18 protein-coding genes and 1 pseudogene are annotated in these 15,663 nt (G+C 59.6%); 11 read left to right on the top strand and 8 right to left on the bottom strand.

Annotated elements, in window-relative coordinates; translation table 11 throughout:
• Positions 1-46 precede the first annotated feature (46 nt).
• Genes ACN8M7_RS23855 through creD form a run of 4 tightly spaced genes read right to left on the bottom strand, consistent with a single transcriptional unit; the run spans position 47 to position 2,677 of the window.
• Positions 47-835, bottom strand: a complete 789-nt coding sequence (locus ACN8M7_RS23855; RefSeq protein WP_490262372.1) for a PA3715 family protein — start codon at positions 833-835, stop codon at positions 47-49.
• Positions 771-983, bottom strand: a complete 213-nt coding sequence (locus ACN8M7_RS23850; RefSeq protein ID WP_490262371.1) for a hypothetical protein — start codon at positions 981-983, stop codon at positions 771-773. The genes ACN8M7_RS23855 and ACN8M7_RS23850 overlap by 65 nt, the downstream gene beginning before the upstream one ends.
• Complete coding sequence (locus tag ACN8M7_RS23845) at positions 980-1,282, bottom strand: hypothetical protein (RefSeq protein ID WP_061242772.1); 303 nt, start codon at positions 1,280-1,282, stop codon at positions 980-982. The genes ACN8M7_RS23850 and ACN8M7_RS23845 overlap by 4 nt, the downstream gene beginning before the upstream one ends.
• Positions 1,283-1,333: 51 nt before the next feature.
• The gene (creD, locus tag ACN8M7_RS23840; protein WP_490262370.1) at positions 1,334-2,677 is read right to left on the bottom strand and encodes a cell envelope integrity protein CreD; all 1,344 of its coding nucleotides are present in this window, start codon (positions 2,675-2,677) and stop codon (positions 1,334-1,336) included.
• Between the two features lie 170 nt (positions 2,678-2,847).
• Between creD and ACN8M7_RS23835 the strand changes: the two genes are divergently transcribed.
• The 5 genes from ACN8M7_RS23835 to ACN8M7_RS23815 all read left to right on the top strand — a co-directional run bounded on the left by ACN8M7_RS23835 (position 2,848) and on the right by ACN8M7_RS23815 (position 8,601).
• Entirely contained in the window at positions 2,848-3,489 is a 642-nt protein-coding gene (locus ACN8M7_RS23835) for a hypothetical protein (RefSeq protein WP_490262369.1), read from the top strand.
• Positions 3,490-3,721: 232 nt separating this feature from the next.
• Positions 3,722-5,353 (top strand): VRR-NUC domain-containing protein, encoded by a 1,632-nt coding sequence (locus ACN8M7_RS23830; RefSeq protein WP_490262368.1) that lies wholly within the window; start codon positions 3,722-3,724, stop codon positions 5,351-5,353.
• Complete coding sequence (locus tag ACN8M7_RS23825; RefSeq protein WP_490262367.1) at positions 5,350-7,650, top strand: ATP-dependent DNA helicase; 2,301 nt, start codon at positions 5,350-5,352, stop codon at positions 7,648-7,650. The genes ACN8M7_RS23830 and ACN8M7_RS23825 overlap by 4 nt, the downstream gene beginning before the upstream one ends.
• Positions 7,651-7,949: 299 nt before the next feature.
• Positions 7,950-8,258, top strand: a complete 309-nt coding sequence (locus ACN8M7_RS23820) for a DUF6968 family protein (protein WP_490262366.1) — start codon at positions 7,950-7,952, stop codon at positions 8,256-8,258.
• Between the two features lie 94 nt (positions 8,259-8,352).
• A complete protein-coding gene (locus ACN8M7_RS23815; RefSeq protein ID WP_490262365.1) occupies positions 8,353-8,601 on the top strand; it encodes a DUF8617 domain-containing protein in 249 nt (82 codons plus the stop codon).
• Between the two features lie 270 nt (positions 8,602-8,871).
• On the opposite strand, the pseudogene ACN8M7_RS23810 reads toward ACN8M7_RS23815, so the two are convergent.
• A pseudogene (locus tag ACN8M7_RS23810) lies at positions 8,872-8,997 on the bottom strand (IS110 family transposase); the annotation flags it as partial.
• Between the two features lie 722 nt (positions 8,998-9,719).
• Between ACN8M7_RS23810 and ACN8M7_RS23805 the strand changes: the two are divergent.
• The 6 genes from ACN8M7_RS23805 to ACN8M7_RS23780 all read left to right on the top strand — a co-directional run bounded on the left by ACN8M7_RS23805 (position 9,720) and on the right by ACN8M7_RS23780 (position 12,672).
• Positions 9,720-10,148 (top strand): SPOR domain-containing protein, encoded by a 429-nt coding sequence (locus ACN8M7_RS23805; RefSeq protein WP_490262364.1) that lies wholly within the window; start codon positions 9,720-9,722, stop codon positions 10,146-10,148.
• An 83-nt stretch (positions 10,149-10,231) separates the two neighbouring features.
• Positions 10,232-10,531 carry a hypothetical protein gene (locus ACN8M7_RS23800; RefSeq protein ID WP_490262363.1) on the top strand — a complete coding sequence of 100 codons (300 nt, stop codon included), beginning with the start codon at positions 10,232-10,234 and terminating at the stop codon, positions 10,529-10,531.
• 88 nt (positions 10,532-10,619) lie between these two features.
• Positions 10,620-11,048, top strand: a complete 429-nt coding sequence (locus ACN8M7_RS23795; RefSeq protein WP_463440387.1) for an LIC_13387 family protein — start codon at positions 10,620-10,622, stop codon at positions 11,046-11,048.
• A 78-nt stretch (positions 11,049-11,126) separates the two neighbouring features.
• Entirely contained in the window at positions 11,127-11,540 is a 414-nt protein-coding gene (locus tag ACN8M7_RS23790) for a hypothetical protein (protein ID WP_156458652.1), read from the top strand.
• A 100-nt stretch (positions 11,541-11,640) separates the two neighbouring features.
• The gene (locus ACN8M7_RS23785) at positions 11,641-12,006 is read left to right on the top strand and encodes a VOC family protein (protein WP_490262362.1); all 366 of its coding nucleotides are present in this window, start codon (positions 11,641-11,643) and stop codon (positions 12,004-12,006) included.
• Positions 12,007-12,321: 315 nt separating this feature from the next.
• A complete protein-coding gene (locus ACN8M7_RS23780; RefSeq protein WP_490262361.1) occupies positions 12,322-12,672 on the top strand; it encodes a VOC family protein in 351 nt (116 codons plus the stop codon).
• Between the two features lie 169 nt (positions 12,673-12,841).
• On the opposite strand, the gene creC is transcribed toward ACN8M7_RS23780, so the two are convergent.
• The 3 genes from creC to ACN8M7_RS23765 form a co-directional block, all read right to left on the bottom strand.
• The gene (gene creC / locus ACN8M7_RS23775) at positions 12,842-14,263 is read right to left on the bottom strand and encodes a two-component system sensor histidine kinase CreC (RefSeq protein ID WP_490262360.1); all 1,422 of its coding nucleotides are present in this window, start codon (positions 14,261-14,263) and stop codon (positions 12,842-12,844) included.
• A gap of 12 nt (positions 14,264-14,275) precedes the next feature.
• Entirely contained in the window at positions 14,276-14,956 is a 681-nt protein-coding gene (gene creB, locus ACN8M7_RS23770) for a two-component system response regulator CreB (RefSeq protein WP_061242786.1), read from the bottom strand.
• A 207-nt stretch (positions 14,957-15,163) separates the two neighbouring features.
• Positions 15,164-15,601 (bottom strand): CBS domain-containing protein, encoded by a 438-nt coding sequence (locus ACN8M7_RS23765; RefSeq protein WP_061242789.1) that lies wholly within the window; start codon positions 15,599-15,601, stop codon positions 15,164-15,166.
• Positions 15,602-15,663 lie beyond the last annotated feature (62 nt).

Below are 15,663 nucleotides of genomic sequence, written 5' to 3'. Positions count from 1 at the left end.
GATGGCCTGTTGCGCCGTTCCCGGATTGCATCCGGGCTACGTGCTTTCAGAGCGGGTCGGAGGCCAGCTCGATCGGCAGCAGGTAGCGCTCCTCATCGTATTCGATGGGCAACTGGTAGCGATGGGTGCTTTCCTCGACGGTCTGGCATTGGTCATCGACCAGGGCCATGCGCCGTTCGACGCGGGTGTCCTTGAGCTGCAGGTCGCGATAGCCCTGATTACCGATCCGCTCGGTGATGACGACCAAGCCCTTGGTCTCACTGAATTCTCCGGCGCAATGGGTATCCAACTCGCCCCAGTAGGTATAGACCGGCAACTCGCTCAACAGCGGGCGCAGATGTTGCGAGTTCAGTTCATACAAATGCAGTCGGGTTTCGTAGAAGGGATTGGCGCTTGAGTTGTTACGACGCGATAAGCGCACCCCAAACGCCAGATCATCCCCACGCAGCCGATAAGCTGCAGTGTCGAAGCTCATCTCGTCGATGAAGATCGCATCCCAGTCCAGCCGATTGGGCTCCACTCGCTGCGCCACGAGATGTTGCCGGGCGTTTTCGAACACCAGCACCTGCAGATCCGCCTCGCCATGAGTGTCGTGCTGCGCACGCACCAGGGGCACAGCGATCAGGGTCAGTTCGGGCCGCGCCGGCCAGACCTTGCAGATACTGTGCTCGACATCCAGCCGATAGTGCCCGCGCTGGTCTTCGAGAGACTCGCCGGCCGCGTGGCCCGGATGGGCCATTTCGATCCAGTCCGGCAGTTGCTGGCGGCAATCATCGGCCAGCGCCACGCCGGCCGTCAGCAAGCTGGCCAATGCCAGCGCGCACGGTACGTTCATCCTTGAGCTCCTCCACGTCATCCCGGCGCGAGTCTACGCGGCCGCCTGCCCACTGCCCATGACGCGCATCGCGAAACAGCCAGGCAATGCGCAGCGCCAACTGATGCCCGGCACGCGCCTCTTCGCGCAAACCGATATGCCCGCTCATGGCCGATACCACAGGCGCATGAAGCCCAGCGCCAGCAACAGGCCGACCTGGCCCAGCGCCGCGCACAGCGACAGGAACGAGCGCAGCGTGCCGTTATTCGCCGCATCCTGGATACCGGTCAGGGCATTCCAGAACCCTTCCGGCAACAGCATCAGGCTCAGGCTGGCAAGCGGCTTGCCGGTCAGCAGCAGGCCATCGATCAGGTTGAACCAGCCGCAGAACATCAGGCCGATGAGGATCATCACCGCCACCACCAGACCGAGGCCCAGGCAGGCGGAAAATTGCATGAGAAGACGCATGGGGATCACCTCCGATAGAAGGCGCGGCCTGCACTGACCGCGCCAGTCAATTCAGGCTTGCGGACCGCTACGGCCGACGCCGTACCAGTCCAGTTTGCGGGTCAGCACCATCACGCTGCCGAGTACGCCGAACACCAGCAGCGAGCCCATCAGCAGGGCGTAGTCCTCGGCGTTGAGCAGGCCATAGAGCATGGCGTACAGAGCGGCCAGCAGCGCGCCAAAGCCCAAGCCGCGTCGCCAGCTGTGCAGCACATAGCTGACGTAGAAGCCGATCAGGCCGACGCAGGCACCCGCCGAGAGGCCATAGGCCAGGGTGAACGGCAGATGCTCGGACAGCGACAACAGCAGCAGGTAGAACAGCGCCAGCGACAGGCCGACCAGGGTGTACTGCACCGGGTGCACGGCCAGGCGCTTGAGCACCTCGAAGAGGAAGAAGGTGGCGAAGGTCAGGGCGATGAACAGCAGCGCATATTTGATCGCCCGGTCGGTCTTCAGGTACTGATCGACCGGGTCGACGAAACTGACCCCGAAGTTGCGGCCGAACAGCTCCTGGCAACGATCACCGCCCACGCAGTCGCGCAGTGCCTCCTCCAGGTTGGTGGCGAAGAAGCTGGTCTGCCACTCGGCGCTGAACCCTGCGGCGCTGATCTCACGGCTGCTTGGCAGGTACTCACCGACGAAGCTCGGGTGTGGCCAGTCAGAGTTCAGCTTGACCCGGCTATCACGCCCGACCGGTACCACCGAGAGCTGCTCGGTGCCCTGCAGCTTGAGGTCGAAGGCGAATTCCAGCGTTTGCCCACCCTGGGCATCCAGGGCCGGGATCGGCGCATGCACGCCAGCGCCGAAATTATCGTCACCACTGCCTGGCGCGAAGCTCAGGGTCTGGCCATTCAGGCGCAGTTGCAGGTCGTTGCTGATGCCACGGATATCGCTGATGCCGACCGAGAGAAAGGTTTTTTCGAAACGGTAGAAGCCCAGGTCGTCGCCCAGCCCGAGGCGCGCCGGCAGGCGGAATTGGCCACTGACCTGGCTGTCGCTGCGGTACAGGCGCGCCTGATAGATGCCACGGGCACGCAGCTCGGTGCCAACCTGCCCCTCAAGCACGAAGCGCTCCGGCAGGAAGTACAGACGACCTCGGCGCTGGCGCTCCTCGGTATAGCGCTCGCCGGTCTTCTCGTTGGTCTTCCACTCGTGAGTGGTCTTGATATACGGCAGCACCAGGATCGGCCCGGTGATCTGCTGGCGGTAGCTGGAACTGCGGGCGATATCCTGCAGCACCTCGTAGCGCAGGCCTTGGCGCTCGTCGACCAGGCCATCGATCATCAGCAGGGGAATCATCAGGAGCAGGATCAGCAGAGCGATGGCGCCCAGCTTGAAGCCCAGTGTGCGAGTCATGGTACGGCTCTCCGTAGCGAGTGAAAGTACGGCAGAGTCTGGGCAAGGGCGGTGTGAGGCGTGTGGGGCGAGCGTGGAGATTGTGTGGAGAATGGATGAAAGAGAAAGGGCGCCGATTGAGGGCGCCCTTTCTAACTGCAATGCGGCATAAGACTGCTCCCGCGTGATGGATGCCCGGATCAGCTGATACGGCTGGCACCCACGCGGTCGGCGCCGTCTGCGGCTACGCGGTTCGCACCCACGCGGTCAGCACCATCGGCGGCTACGCGGTTCGCACCCACGCGGTCAGCACCATCGGCGGCTACACGGTTCGCACCAACGCGGTCAGCACCATCGGCGGCTACACGGTTCGCACCAACGCGGTCAGCACCATCGGCGGCTACACGGTTCGCACCAACGCGGTCAGCACCATCGGCGGCTACACGGTTCGCACCAACGCGATCAGCACCATCGGCGGCTACACGATTCGCACCAACGCGGTCAGCGCCATCGGCGGCTACACGGTTCGCACCAACACGGTCGGCACCATCGGCGGCTACACGGTTCGCACCAACACGGTCGGCACCATCGGCGGCTACACGGTTCGCACCAACACGGTCAGCACCATCTTCAACGATACGGAAGCGCTCCTGAGTACGCTCGGCACCGCCTTCAGCGACGCGGTTGGTGCCGACACGATCGGCGCCATCTTCAGCAACTACAGGGGCAACGGACTGTTCGGTGGAAACCTGCGGCAGGGCGAAAGCGCTGGCGGAAAGAGTGGCGATGACGAGGCTGGCGAGGATTTGCTTTTTCATGGTCGTTCTCCGTAAGGGGGGTGAGTAACTGGCTACGGAGCTCATGTTACGCATGCCCCAGAACGGCAAAAGGCACATCTCGGGATAGTGACAATCGATGCCATCGATACCTGAAAAAGTGCTTATCGATCAGCCAGATAGTCATCAGCAACGACCATACTGAAGCTCTCTCGCCTTTTGTCTGCCCGACAGCGCAACGGGTGAACGGCACTGGCATCTGTATAAAAAACCAGTGAAACTTCGCCCCATGCTCGCCCTCGACGCTCCCGAACTCTATTACCTGGCCAACTTCCGCAAGGCCCTTGCCTGGCTCGACGCCCATCACCGCGACCTGATGGATGATGCCGAGCGCGCCTTCGTCGCCGATTTCCCCCAGTTGCCATTGCCTGCTCAGGCGCTGCTGGTGCGCCTGGTGATGCGCAAGGGCGTGCACTTTCGCGCCAGCAAGCTGCGCTATGCCGAGATTGGCGACATACCGACTGCAGCCGCCCCACTGTTGCAACTGGGCTGGCTGATCGACTGCGCCGCCTTGAGCTTCGATGAGCTGGGCGCCCTGCTGCTCAAGGACGAACTGGCCGCGCATTTCGCCAGCGATCTGCCGCGCAGCAACCTGAAGAAGAGCGAAGCGCTCGACCATCTGCGCGAGCTGCACAGCGAGCCCCGTAGCCTCGGCGACTGGTGCCCGCAACTGCACGAGCGCCTGCTGAGCCTGGCCATCGGCCCGCTGTGCGAACGTCTGCGCCTGATGTTCTTCGGCAACCTGGCGCAGGACTGGTCGGAGTTCGTGCTCGCCGACCTGGGCATCTTCCGCTACGAACAGGTGCCGATCACCCCCGGCTCGCGCGGTTTCCGCCAGCGCCAGGACGTCGACGACTACCTGCACCTGCGCCTCTGCCGCGAAGCCTTCGAGGCCGGTATGGCGGTGCCCGAAGTGCTGCAGCAACTCGGCGATTTCTCCAGCGACAGCGCCCACATCAACGAACGCCACCAGCGCCTGCTGCTGCAACTGGCGCAGCACTTGGAACGGGCCGGCGAGCTGGACTCGGCGCTGGCGCTATATCGCGACACCCGCGCGGTCGGCTCGCGGCAACGGCAGATCCGCGTGCTGGAGCGCCTGGGCCAGGATGCCGAAGCGCTGACCCTGGCCGAACAGGTGATCGCAGCGCCGCACAATGCCGAAGAAGCGCAACTAGCCGAGCGCGCACGCACGCGCCTGCGCAAACGCCTCGGCCTGCCGCCCGCGGCCAAGGCAGCGAAACTGATCGAGAGTCGCCTCGACCTGCGCCTGCCGCGCGCCGCCAGCGTCGAGCTGGCCGTGGCCATGCACCTGGCCGAACCGGATGCACCGGTGCATTACGTGGAGAACACGCTGATCTGCGGGCTGTTCGGCCTGCTCTGCTGGGAGGCGATCTTCGCCCCACTGCCCGGCGCCTTCTTCCACCCCTTCCACACTGGCCCGGTGGACCTGCACCGCGCCGACTTCCATGCCCGCCGCAGCGAGCTGTTCGCCGCCTGCCTGGCGCGCCTGGACGATGGCAGCTATATCGAAGCCATGCGCCGTACCCACACCGAGAAGTTCGGCATCCAGTCACCTTTCGTGTTCTGGGAGCTGCTCGACGCCGAGCGCCTGGAACAGGCGCTGACCTGTCTACCGCCAGCCCATCTGGCCGCCTGGTTCCGCCGCCTGCTGGCCGACATCCGCGAAAACCGCGCCGGCATGCCCGACCTGATCCAGTTCTGGCCCGCCGAGGGCCGCTACCGGATGATCGAGGTGAAAGGCCCCGGCGACCGCCTGCAGGACAACCAGAAACGCTGGCTGGCGTTCTGCGCCGAGCACGGCATGCCGGTCAGCGTCTGCTACGTGGAGTGGAGCGATTGAGCCTGCGCATCGCCGTGCGCGAGCTGTGCGAGTTCACCGCCAAGGAAGGTGACCTCGACCTGCGCTTCACCCCCTCGCCCACCGCACAGGAGGGCATGGCCGGTCACGCCACGGTGGTTGCCCGGCGCGGCCCGGATTACGTTTCCGAACTGCCGCTGATCGGTGAGTTCGAGGGGCTGACGGTCAGTGGCCGCGCCGACGGTTTCGACCCGGAGTTTCGCCTGCTGGAGGAGATCAAGACCCATCGTGGCGACATCTCGCGCATCCCGGCCAACCACCGCCTGCTGCACTGGGCGCAGGTGAAGATCTACGGCTGGCTGCTGTGCCAGGAGCTCAGTTTCGAGGAGCTGGATCTGGCGGTGGTCTATTTCAACGTCATCACCCAGCAGGAGACAGTGTTCCGCGAGCGCCACAGCGCCGCGTCACTGGGCGAGTTCTTCGCCCTGCACTGCCGCCGCTATATCGACTGGGCGCGGCAGGAGCAGGCCCACCAGCAAGCGCGCAACCAGGCGCTGGAGAGCTTGAGCTTCCCCTACGGCGAATTCCGCCATGGCCAGCGGCAACTGGCTGAAGCCGTGTACCGTGCTGCACGCGACGGCCACTACCTGCTGGCGCAGGCCACCACCGGCATCGGCAAGACTCTTGGCACCCTGTTCCCGCAGCTCAAGGCCATGCCCGGCCAGCAGCTCGACCGCCTGTTCTTCCTCAGCGCCAAGACGCCCGGTCGGCGCCTGGCGCTGGATGCCCTGCGACGCCTGCACGAACCCGACACACCGCTGCGCGTGCTGGAACACGTCGCCCGCGACAAGGCCTGCGAACACCCGAGCAAAGCCTGCCATGGCGACTCCTGCCCGCTGGCCAAAGGTTTCTACGACCGCCTGCCAGCGGCGCGCAGCGCGGCGCTCAAGGAGCGCTGGCTGGATCAGCAGGCGGTGCGCAATATCGCCATCGCCCATGGCGTGTGCCCCTACTACCTGAGCCAGGAGCTGTGCCGCTGGAGCGACGTGGTGGTGTGCGACTACAACTACTACTTCGACCTCGGCGCCCTGCTGCACAGCCTCACCCTGATCAACCAATGGCGCGTCTGCCTGCTGGTGGACGAAGCGCACAACCTGGTGGAACGCGGGCGCGGCATGTACAGCGCCGAGCTGGATCAGGCGCGCTTCAAGGCCCTGTGCCGCGACGCGCCGAAGCGTCTGAAAAGCGTGCTGGAACGCATCGACCGCCATTGGGATCAACTGCACCGCGAGCAAGAAGTGCCCTATCAGGTCTACCCGCTGGCGCCGGACTTGCTGCTTGCCGCGCTGGGCAAGGCGGTCAGCGCCATCACCGACCTGCTGACCGAACAGCCCGAAGGCAATGCCGGCGAACTGCTCAGCTTCTATCTCGACGCCATGCTGTTCTGCCGCCTGGCGGAAAGCTTCGGCGCGCATTCGCTGTTCGATATCAACCGCGATGAGGCCGGCAACGGGCGCAGCTATTCCACATTGTGCATCCGCAATATCCTGCCGGCGCCCTTCCTCGGCCCGCGCTTCGAGGACGCCCACAGCGCCACGCTGTTCTCCGCCACCCTCAGCCCCAGCCACTACTACCTCGACCTGCTCGGCCTGCCGGAAGAGACCCAGTGCCTGGACGTCGCCTCGCCGTTCAGCGCCGAACAACTGCATGTACAGGTGGTGCGCAACCTGTCGACCCGCTACCAGCACCGCGACGCCTCACTGGCGCCGATCTGCCAGTTGATGGCGCGCCAATACGCCGAACGCCCCGGCAACTACCTGGCCTTCTTCAGCAGCTATCAGTATCTGGAGCAGGTGCTGCAGCAACTGCGCCGCGATCACCCGCAGATTCCGGTATGGACACAATCACGGCAGATGGACGAAGCCGCGCGCCAGGGCTTTATCGAACGCTTCCAGATCGGCGGGCGCGGCATCGGCTTCGCCGTGCTTGGCGGCGTATTCGGCGAAGGCGTGGATCTACCCGGCGAACGCCTGATCGGCGCCTTCGTCGCCACCCTCGGCCTGGCCCAGCTCAACCCCATCAACGAAGAAATCCGCCAACGCATGGACACCCTGTTCGGCAATGGCTACGACTACACCTACCTCTACCCCGGCCTGCAGAAAGTCGTGCAAGCCGCTGGCCGAGTGATTCGCACGCCGGAAGATCAAGGCGTGCTCTACCTCATCGACGACCGCTTCGCCCGCCCCGAAGTGCGCCGCCTGCTGCCGAGCTGGTGGCAGGTGGAGCTGCTGCGCTTGCCGCACAAAGCCCCCGCTCCCGAACCGCAACCCGACCTGTAGGATCGGCTGGGCGGCATTCCGTTTTATCCGCGATCATTGCGTCCTGAAAACCGTAGCCTGGGTTGAGCGTAACGACACCCGCGAGGAAGATCGGGAGCACCTGCAAGACGCGCCTGAACACGACTTGCCAGCGGTTATCCGACATGGTGTATAACCTGCCAAACACCCCACCGCCTCGCTGCAACCTGCGAGATAGAGAAGGATTTCGAGAATGACCAGGAAGGTTATCCACCAAAACCCAGCAGCAGGTTATGCACCATTTGGTGTCTATTTATAGTTATACGCTAAAGGACACAGGTATGCCTGGCATAAAGGAATTGGGCACAGTCATCGCGTCAAGGGAAATGGAATTCATTTTTGACGACGGAAAAAAAGAAAAGGCATCCCTTAAGGTTGGTATGCCGTTTGAGTACAACGAAGACCTCGATTGGTGCTGCCCCTACGAATTGAGCACAGAATCCGGAAGAAAATTGTTCGGAATGATCGGGATAGATGCATTACAAGCGCTGGAACTCACAATGAAAACTCTCAGTGTTGAAATCGAACATTGGGAAAGAATAAGGAAGGGCAAGTTCCACTTCCTTGGTGAGGAGGGAGCAGGAATATGATTGCAACCAAAAAGCAAACTGCGCATAACAACCGCTTCCACTGGACGGCGTCGCTAACGCGCCGCCGCCACTGAAGCGGAGCGTTAGGTAGCTCATGCCGAAACTTGCATGCCCATGCGGCTATATTCATAACCTCTCGCAAATCCCAGATGCAGGCTGGATAACGATTCGAGACGAAGAGTTTGACTCAATCAGCACCTCTGGCCTTGGTAGTGAAGAAAAGCTCGATGCCTTGTATTCAGCATCGGGTAGCATTTATGTCTGCCCCAGCTGCAAGCGATTAATGTGGGCCAAAGAAGGCAGCGCCGAGTTTGTTATCTACTCCAGAGAGCAACCTAACTAGTGGCATATATGGACTCTCCCCACAAGTAGTGAGCAAAGCTTTTCTTTTGCACTTGTCGTCAGCGCGGTTGCATTCGTATATCCGGCCTGTGTTGGGCTTTGCCGCTCTGGCCATTCTGTAGTTTGCGCAGCGGGGGCCAAGCGTTCAATCGATCACGGGGATCATCATTGTTATCGGCCTTGTTCCGCTGCAGGACTCGCCTGTTCCGACAGTGCTGCCGTTCACCACAACCATAAAAAATCATCACATCTTTACTGATCACTCCCGCCGTCAGGCGGGCTTTGTGCTCTGCCAATTGCCATTGAAGCGCCGCTCACGGCACCACACCGCCCAGCAGATCCGCACCAGTTTTTTGGCCAGCGCCACAGCCACTTTGTTGTGGCCAATACGGGCTGCAACAAAGGGGACAGATTTATTTACTGTCCTTGCAACTTACAGTGCATAAAATTCGGTACGCATGGCGCATCCTGCGACAAGAACAGATGCATCAGGCGCGCGAGTAGCCCCTTCAGGAGGGTGAGAGGAATCGTCGTGGAAGAGGTTGAGCGGCATGGATGCCGCGAGAGCTGCGATGGGCCAGGGATGGCCCTTCGCAGCGTGCCTCTGGAACGATGATGGAGCGAACGAAACCCGGCGAAGCCGGGGCCGGATGGCGGGGCGGGCGGTTTTGGTTACTTTTGCCAAGACAAAAGTGACTCGACCGGCAGGGCGAAACCAATACGTCAGCAATCCAAAAAAGGGACAGATTTATTTATGGCGCTGTGCTATCACCTCCTAAAAATAAATCTGTCCCCTTTTCCCAGTTACCGAACCGCAACCCGACCTTTAGGATCGGCTGGGCGGCATTCCGTTTTATCCGCGATCATTGCGACCTGAAAGCCGTAGTCTGGATTGAGCGTAACGACACCCGCGAGGAAGATCGGGAGCACCTGCAAGACACGCCTGAACACGACTTGCCAGAGGTTATCCGACATGGTGTATAACCTGCCAAACACCCCACCGCCTCGCTGCAGCCTGCGAGATAGAGAAGGATTTCGAGAATGACCAGGAAGGTTATCCACCAAAACCCGGTAGCAGGTTATGCACCATTTGGTGTCTATTTATAATTAGGCAAAGGCATGGATACCTTAGAAACGTACAAACAATTAATTACCGAAGGCTGCAGCACTCAAAATTTCGCTATAAACAGTTGCGGCAGTGACATGTACTGCCTATGCAATAAAGATGGTGCTTGGTCAGTTTTTTACACAGAGCGCGGAATAGACTACCCGCCAATATTCAGTTCAATATCTGAAGAAGAAGCCTGTAAATTTTTCTATGACCACATTATCAAAATGGAGCATTGGCACATCGTAGGTTTTTACAAAGATAAAAATTTGGCTCAATCGATGGAGTCCAAGCTCTCCTGCCTTGGCATTCGGTTTGTGCGCAATGATATACCTGCATATCGAGCACAAAATGATCCAAGATTTCGGATATTCGTAATCGGTAAAGATATTTTTAGATTCAAGGATGCATTTGGTGAACCTTGCGTCAGTTATGCCTAACAAATTCAAATCGTTCGCTCCGCTCACTCGGGACGTCCGTAAGCTGCGCTTCCGGCCGCTCCTTAGCCAAACGTTAGGTAACCATGGACAGACCTAGACCGCCCGCTATTCAAGACTCCGCAAAGGTAATAGCTTTTGCCATAGTTGATGAATCTGTCACCTATACAGGCAGAATTTCCACATACGTAGATGGAAAGCTTATAGGCCCCGTACCAAAGCTCTCCATATGCCAGAATCCAGGAGAGGGCGACTATCTCCTTTTCTATTGCAATGAGCAGTGGGAGGTTCTTGCCGCTGGCGGTGGAGACTCAATTGAACAGGTTAAGAACACGGCAGAAAAAGCATATTCCGGAATTTCCAGTAAGTGGCAGTGGCTCACCTAACTACTGGCTCAAACCGCTCACTTCGTGAGCTGAGACGGGCTGAAGCCCGCCCCGAGCTTAATCGTCATGCACATACAAGGAATTTCGCGTGCTCACAAAATACTTATACATCGCAGGCTGCATACCATTCCTTGCACTTGGCATCCTGCATACGGTCTACACAATCACAGACACGTACAAGCCTAAAAAGCTAATACCATACAAATCTGGCGTTATGAGCCTCATGAAAGAGTCGACCTTAGCCATAACAAAAGAAACAAATATGTGGCGTGCATGGGTTGGCTTTAATATCAGTCACGGCATCGGCATACTATTTTTCTCACTCACTTATTTATATTTATCAACCTTCTATACTTCCTTCTTGGAAAGCTCCCTCTTTTTCATGAGCGCTGCGCCAATCATTTCATTAACATATTTCATACTGTCTAAAAAATATTGGTTTAGCATACCCGCCATAGGGTCAGCTATCGGTCTACTGTGTTTCGTTGCAGGGGCATTGACGCAGGTATATGCATAACATGTTGTTTAAGCCGTTCGCTTCGCTCACTCGGGACAGGCTAAAGCCCGCCCCTTAAACAAACGCTAGGCATTAGCAATGCACGAGATCCTTCAACTCATATTAGATTGGCTAAGCACCAAGCAAGGGAGCGGCCCGCGAAACGGCTATGGCTGGGAAATAATTGTTATTACTGCTTTTGCCGTGGGCGGCCTTTTAAAAGCACGTGAAAATCATTCGAAAAAAATCTCACTTAAATATAGAACATCCCAGAAACTATTAAATAACGACCTGACCGCAGATATCCTTTCAGGTAACGGAAAAAATTCAACTCACATCAGTGCCAAGCTAGAAAAAATTGGAAACAGCTATATAGTTACAACTTATGATGCAGCCAGTCCAGAAGCAGGGAGAGTCCAAGAATTCTGCAACCTTGATGAAGTAGAAAAGTTTCTGGAGAAAGAAACCATCTTCAGATTATCGGACTTCAGTGAATCTCGCCGAGTAGCCTAACACCTAGTATTCAAACCGTTCGCTTCGCTCACTGGGGCGGGCTAAAACCAAAAGTTAGGCCGCAGAGGACGTCCAACACTAATCCGCACGGGAGAGATGCATGTTTGATCACTTGGGTATCGGGGTTACCAGCCTGGCCGAAAGCAGGTCCTTCTTCCTGAAGGCATTGCAACCACTGGGCGTCTCCGTCGCCATGGAAGGGCCTCACAGCGTTGGAATCGGCCGCAACGGCAAGCCGTCGCTCTGGCTCTGCGAGTCCTCGGAGAAGCCTACTCATCTCCACATCGCCATCACGGCCCAGAATCGCATGGAAGTAGATGCGTTCTATGAGGCTGCGCTGGCCGCAGGCGGAAAGGACAACGGTCCTCCTGGGCTGCGTCCGCATTACCATGCGAACTACTACGGCGCGTTCGTCATCGGCCCAGATGGACACAACATCGAAGCGGTTTGTCATCTACCGGCCTAGGGCCTGTTCAAGTGTACGCAAACATTTGCGTGTCTTGAGCAGCCGTCGCTCATGGCCGACGCCCACTCGCACGGATCGCCATCGACGGTCCAGCTCTAAAGATCAGGCAAAAGGAACATATTTTTTAGCCATATCAACGCTATGGAGAGGTTGCGTTGATGACATAAAAACAGGGAAAAATCGAATATGAATAAATCCCCTTTTCGCTCAATTAATATCATATAACAATCGATTCAATTCGTTCGCTGGCACTGGCTAAGGCCCGCCACTTAACCTAGGGTTACAGCGCACAGCACGCTACCAAGGGTCGACTCGATGAAGGTAAAAAGAATAATTTCAAATGTGGCGGCAGCAGACACAGATGAAGCCAGTAAATTTTATGAACGCGTCTTCGACCTCAAACTCATCATGGATCACGGTTGGATAAAAACTTTTACTTCCGGTGAAAAAATGGAAGTACAGATCAGTGTCGCTTATGAAGGCGGATCAGGAACACCCGTTCCGGATTTATCTATAGAGGTAGACGATCTTGACCTTGTGCTGGAGCGAATAACCGCTGAAAACATTCACATCGAGTACGGCCCCGTATCAGAACCTTGGGGCGTTCGCAGGTTTTATGTTCGTGATCCATTTGGAAAACTAATAAATGTGCTTCAGCATGAATAGCGCAAGATTTGCGCTGCAAAAAATGGCCACTCTGCAGTTCGCGCGGCAATTGATCTCGGGAATCAAAATCTAGGCATGCAGGCCCGGCGCTCAGCAAATAGCCCGGACAATCACTACGCAGCTAAACAGCCCGGAAGCTTCGCGGCTGAAGCGGCTCCTACAGCGCAATCTAGGCGGGTAATGCCAGCAGCACTTCCACACCACCCTCGACATTGCCGATCTGCAGCTCACCACCATGCAGTTCGGCCACTTCCTGCACGAAGTTCAGGCCCAGTCCGGTGCTCTTGCGGCCGCCGTTGGGGCGCGGCAGTGAGTAGAAGCGCTCGGTCAGGCGCTCAAGTGCGTACTCGGGAATGGCATCGCCCTGGTTGAACAGGCGCAGCTCGATGCGCTCGCCCTGGCGCTCGGCGGTGATGCGGATAAGCCCGCCGGGCGCGGTGAAGTCCAGGGCGTTGTCCAGCAGGTTGGCCAGCGCCTGGCGCAGCAGGAAACGCTCGCCGCGCAGACTGAGGCCTGCGGGTACAACCTGATCGATCTGTAGATGGGCTGCGGTGATACGCGCCTGCTGCGCTTGCAGCAATTCGTCGACCAGTGGCGCCAACGGCACCGTCACGCGCTCTTCCAGACCCTGACGCTGTTCAACCTGGGCCAGGTGCAGCAGACGTTCGATGAGGTTTTGCAGGCGCGCGCTTTCCTGCTGGATATTGGCCACGAAGCGCTGACGCTGCTCGGGCGGCATGTCGCCGTCGAGCAGTTCGGCAGCGCCACGGATCGCGGCCAGCGGGCTTTTCAGTTCGTGAGTCAGGGTATGTACGTAGCGCTCGACATAGGCCTTGCCTTCCAGTTCGGTACGCATACGCTCGACCGCCACGGCCAGTTGCCCCAGCTCGCCGCCGCGCACTTGCGGCGCCTCGGCGCGCTGCCCTTCGCTGACCGCCTGGGCATAGCGGGTGAGCTTGCCCAGCGCCGCGCTGAGCCACCAGGAGAGCGCCGCACCGATCAGCAGGCCGAGGCCGATCAACCCGGCGCCGAGCCAGCCCAGGCGCGTTTGCGAGCGCTCGATATAAGGCTGCAGGGTGCGGTTGGGCTTGGCCACCGAGACCACGCCGATAATCCGTTCGCCGTCCTTGATCGGCGCCGCCACGTACATCACCGAGGAGTCTGGGTCGTTCGGGTCTTCACGGGTCGAGCGCGCGCCGTACTGACCGCGCAGGGTCAGCAGCACGTCGTTCCAGCGCGAATAGTCCTGACCAATGGCCTGGCCGGTGGAGTCGAGCAGGACGATGCCCTGGTCGTCGGTGACGTAGATGCGGTGATTGACCTCGGCCTTGGTCAGCCCCCAGATGGTCGCCTGTGGCTGGCGCTGACCATAGGCCTCCAGCGCATCGTTCAGGCGCCCCTGGCCCAGAGTGCCGGCCTTGACCTCGTCACGCAGGATCTCGGCCAGCAGGTTGGCGGTGTCGACCAGGGTTTCCTCGGTGCTCTGACGCACGCCGGGGCGAATCTCGTCCATCACCGTGCTCAGCACGAACCAGCCGGCCAGGCCGACGAACAGGAAGTAGACGAGGAAGATGCGTACGCCCAGCGGCATGGAAGAGCCTCTCTAGGTCTCTGGCTCGTAGCTGTAACCGAGGCCGCGATGGGTCTGGATCGGCTCTTCGCTCGGAGCGATGGCGCGCAGCTTGGCGCGCACACTCTTGATATGACTGTCGATGTTGCGCTCGTAGCCGGCTTCGCTGGCCACGCCGAGGGCATCGAGCAATTGCTCACGGGAATAGACCCGGCGCGGCTGGCCAAGCAGCGTGCGCAGCAGGCGAAATTCGTGGCGGGTCAGGCTCAGTGCCTGGCCGTGGTAGTGAATGCGAAAGGCTGCATCGTCGACCTGGAACAAGTTCGACACGCTGGCCGCCGGCACTTCACGCGGGGCAATACGCTTAAGGATGACCTTGACCCGCGCAGCCACCTCGCGCGGGCTGAAGGGTTTGACCACGTAGTCGTCGGCGCCGATTTCCAGGCCCACCACGCGATCGATTTCCTCGCTGCGCGCGGTAAGGAAGATCACCGGCACCTCGGAGAAACGGCGCAGGCGTTTGCACACTTCGAAACCGCTGATATCGGGCAGGCCAACGTCGAGAATGGCCAGGTCGAAGGCGCCGTCTTCCAGCAGCGTCAGCGCCTCGCCGCCCAGGCTCGACCAGTGCGTGACGAAGCCTTCGGCCTGCAGGGCATAGACCAGCGTATCGGCAATCGCGGCTTCGTCTTCGACTATGAGTATCTGCGGCATCGGGCGTCCTGCACCTGGGGGCGACGGCAGGAGACTGCCGGGGGCCGGGGCGTGCGTCAAGGCTCAGGCCTGGTATGCGCCTACGCACGAGCTGCGGATTGCATCCGGGCCAGGTTGGCGCCTGGCCATTATCGCGAATGAATTCGTGCCGACACGAAGCGGATGCTCCCGGATCAGGTTCGGAACCGGGAGCGAGCGGGCGGCGGCTCAGTGCTCGCCGCGAATGTACTGCTCCAGCTGGCGGATCAGGTCAGCCTGCTCGGCGATGGTTTCCTTGACCAAGTCACCGATGGAAAGCAAGCCGATCAGCTCGCCTTCAGCCAGCACCGGCAGGTGGCGAAGACGGCGTTCGGTCATCAGCTCCATACAGTGCTGCAGGCTGTCGCGTGCGCCGACGGTGATCACGTCGCGGGTCATGATTTCGCTGACCTTGGCGCCCAGCATGGAGCGCTCGGCCAGGGCGACCTTGCGCACGTAGTCACGCTCGCTGACGATGCCCACCAGGCGCCCGCCGGACATCACCACCAGGGCGCCGATGCCCTTCTCTGCCATGATGCGCAGGCCGTCGAGCAGGGAATCATCTGCGTCGATGCTGTAGAGAAGGGCGTTTGACTTGGTTCTGAGGACTTCGGCAACCGTTTTCATGCTGGGGCTCCGTGTTGTTTGCATTGTTTTTAGCAGAGTTGGCCAGCCAGGTCAGCCTCGAC

This window comes from Pseudomonas spartinae (assembly GCF_965197125.1).
Lineage (GTDB): Bacteria > Pseudomonadota > Gammaproteobacteria > Pseudomonadales > Pseudomonadaceae > Aquipseudomonas > Aquipseudomonas composti_A.
The sequence above is the reverse complement of the archived record's forward strand: the minus strand, read 5'-3'. Positions and strand labels throughout refer to the sequence as shown.

Excerpts from the sequence above, each read along its gene's own strand:
- ACN8M7_RS23855 (WP_490262372.1), bottom strand. The coding sequence starts at position 835 with ATGAACGTACCGTGCGCGCTGGCATTGGCCAGCTTGCTGACGGCCGGC.
- ACN8M7_RS23850 (WP_490262371.1), bottom strand. The coding sequence starts at position 983 with ATGAGCGGGCATATCGGTTTGCGCGAAGAGGCGCGTGCCGGGCATCAG.
- ACN8M7_RS23845 (WP_061242772.1), bottom strand. The coding sequence starts at position 1,282 with ATGCGTCTTCTCATGCAATTTTCCGCCTGCCTGGGCCTCGGTCTGGTG.
- creD (WP_490262370.1), bottom strand. The coding sequence starts at position 2,677 with ATGACTCGCACACTGGGCTTCAAGCTGGGCGCCATCGCTCTGCTGATC.
- ACN8M7_RS23835 (WP_490262369.1), top strand. The coding sequence starts at position 2,848 with ATGCCCGGATCAGCTGATACGGCTGGCACCCACGCGGTCGGCGCCGTC.
- ACN8M7_RS23830 (WP_490262368.1), top strand. The coding sequence starts at position 3,722 with ATGCTCGCCCTCGACGCTCCCGAACTCTATTACCTGGCCAACTTCCGC.
- ACN8M7_RS23820 (WP_490262366.1), top strand. The coding sequence starts at position 7,950 with ATGCCTGGCATAAAGGAATTGGGCACAGTCATCGCGTCAAGGGAAATG.
- ACN8M7_RS23815 (WP_490262365.1), top strand. The coding sequence starts at position 8,353 with ATGCCGAAACTTGCATGCCCATGCGGCTATATTCATAACCTCTCGCAA.
- ACN8M7_RS23805 (WP_490262364.1), top strand. The coding sequence starts at position 9,720 with ATGGATACCTTAGAAACGTACAAACAATTAATTACCGAAGGCTGCAGC.
- ACN8M7_RS23800 (WP_490262363.1), top strand. The coding sequence starts at position 10,232 with ATGGACAGACCTAGACCGCCCGCTATTCAAGACTCCGCAAAGGTAATA.
- ACN8M7_RS23790 (WP_156458652.1), top strand. The coding sequence starts at position 11,127 with ATGCACGAGATCCTTCAACTCATATTAGATTGGCTAAGCACCAAGCAA.
- ACN8M7_RS23785 (WP_490262362.1), top strand. The coding sequence starts at position 11,641 with ATGTTTGATCACTTGGGTATCGGGGTTACCAGCCTGGCCGAAAGCAGG.
- ACN8M7_RS23780 (WP_490262361.1), top strand. The coding sequence starts at position 12,322 with ATGAAGGTAAAAAGAATAATTTCAAATGTGGCGGCAGCAGACACAGAT.
- creC (WP_490262360.1), bottom strand. The coding sequence starts at position 14,263 with ATGCCGCTGGGCGTACGCATCTTCCTCGTCTACTTCCTGTTCGTCGGC.
- creB (WP_061242786.1), bottom strand. The coding sequence starts at position 14,956 with ATGCCGCAGATACTCATAGTCGAAGACGAAGCCGCGATTGCCGATACG.
- ACN8M7_RS23765 (WP_061242789.1), bottom strand. The coding sequence starts at position 15,601 with ATGAAAACGGTTGCCGAAGTCCTCAGAACCAAGTCAAACGCCCTTCTC.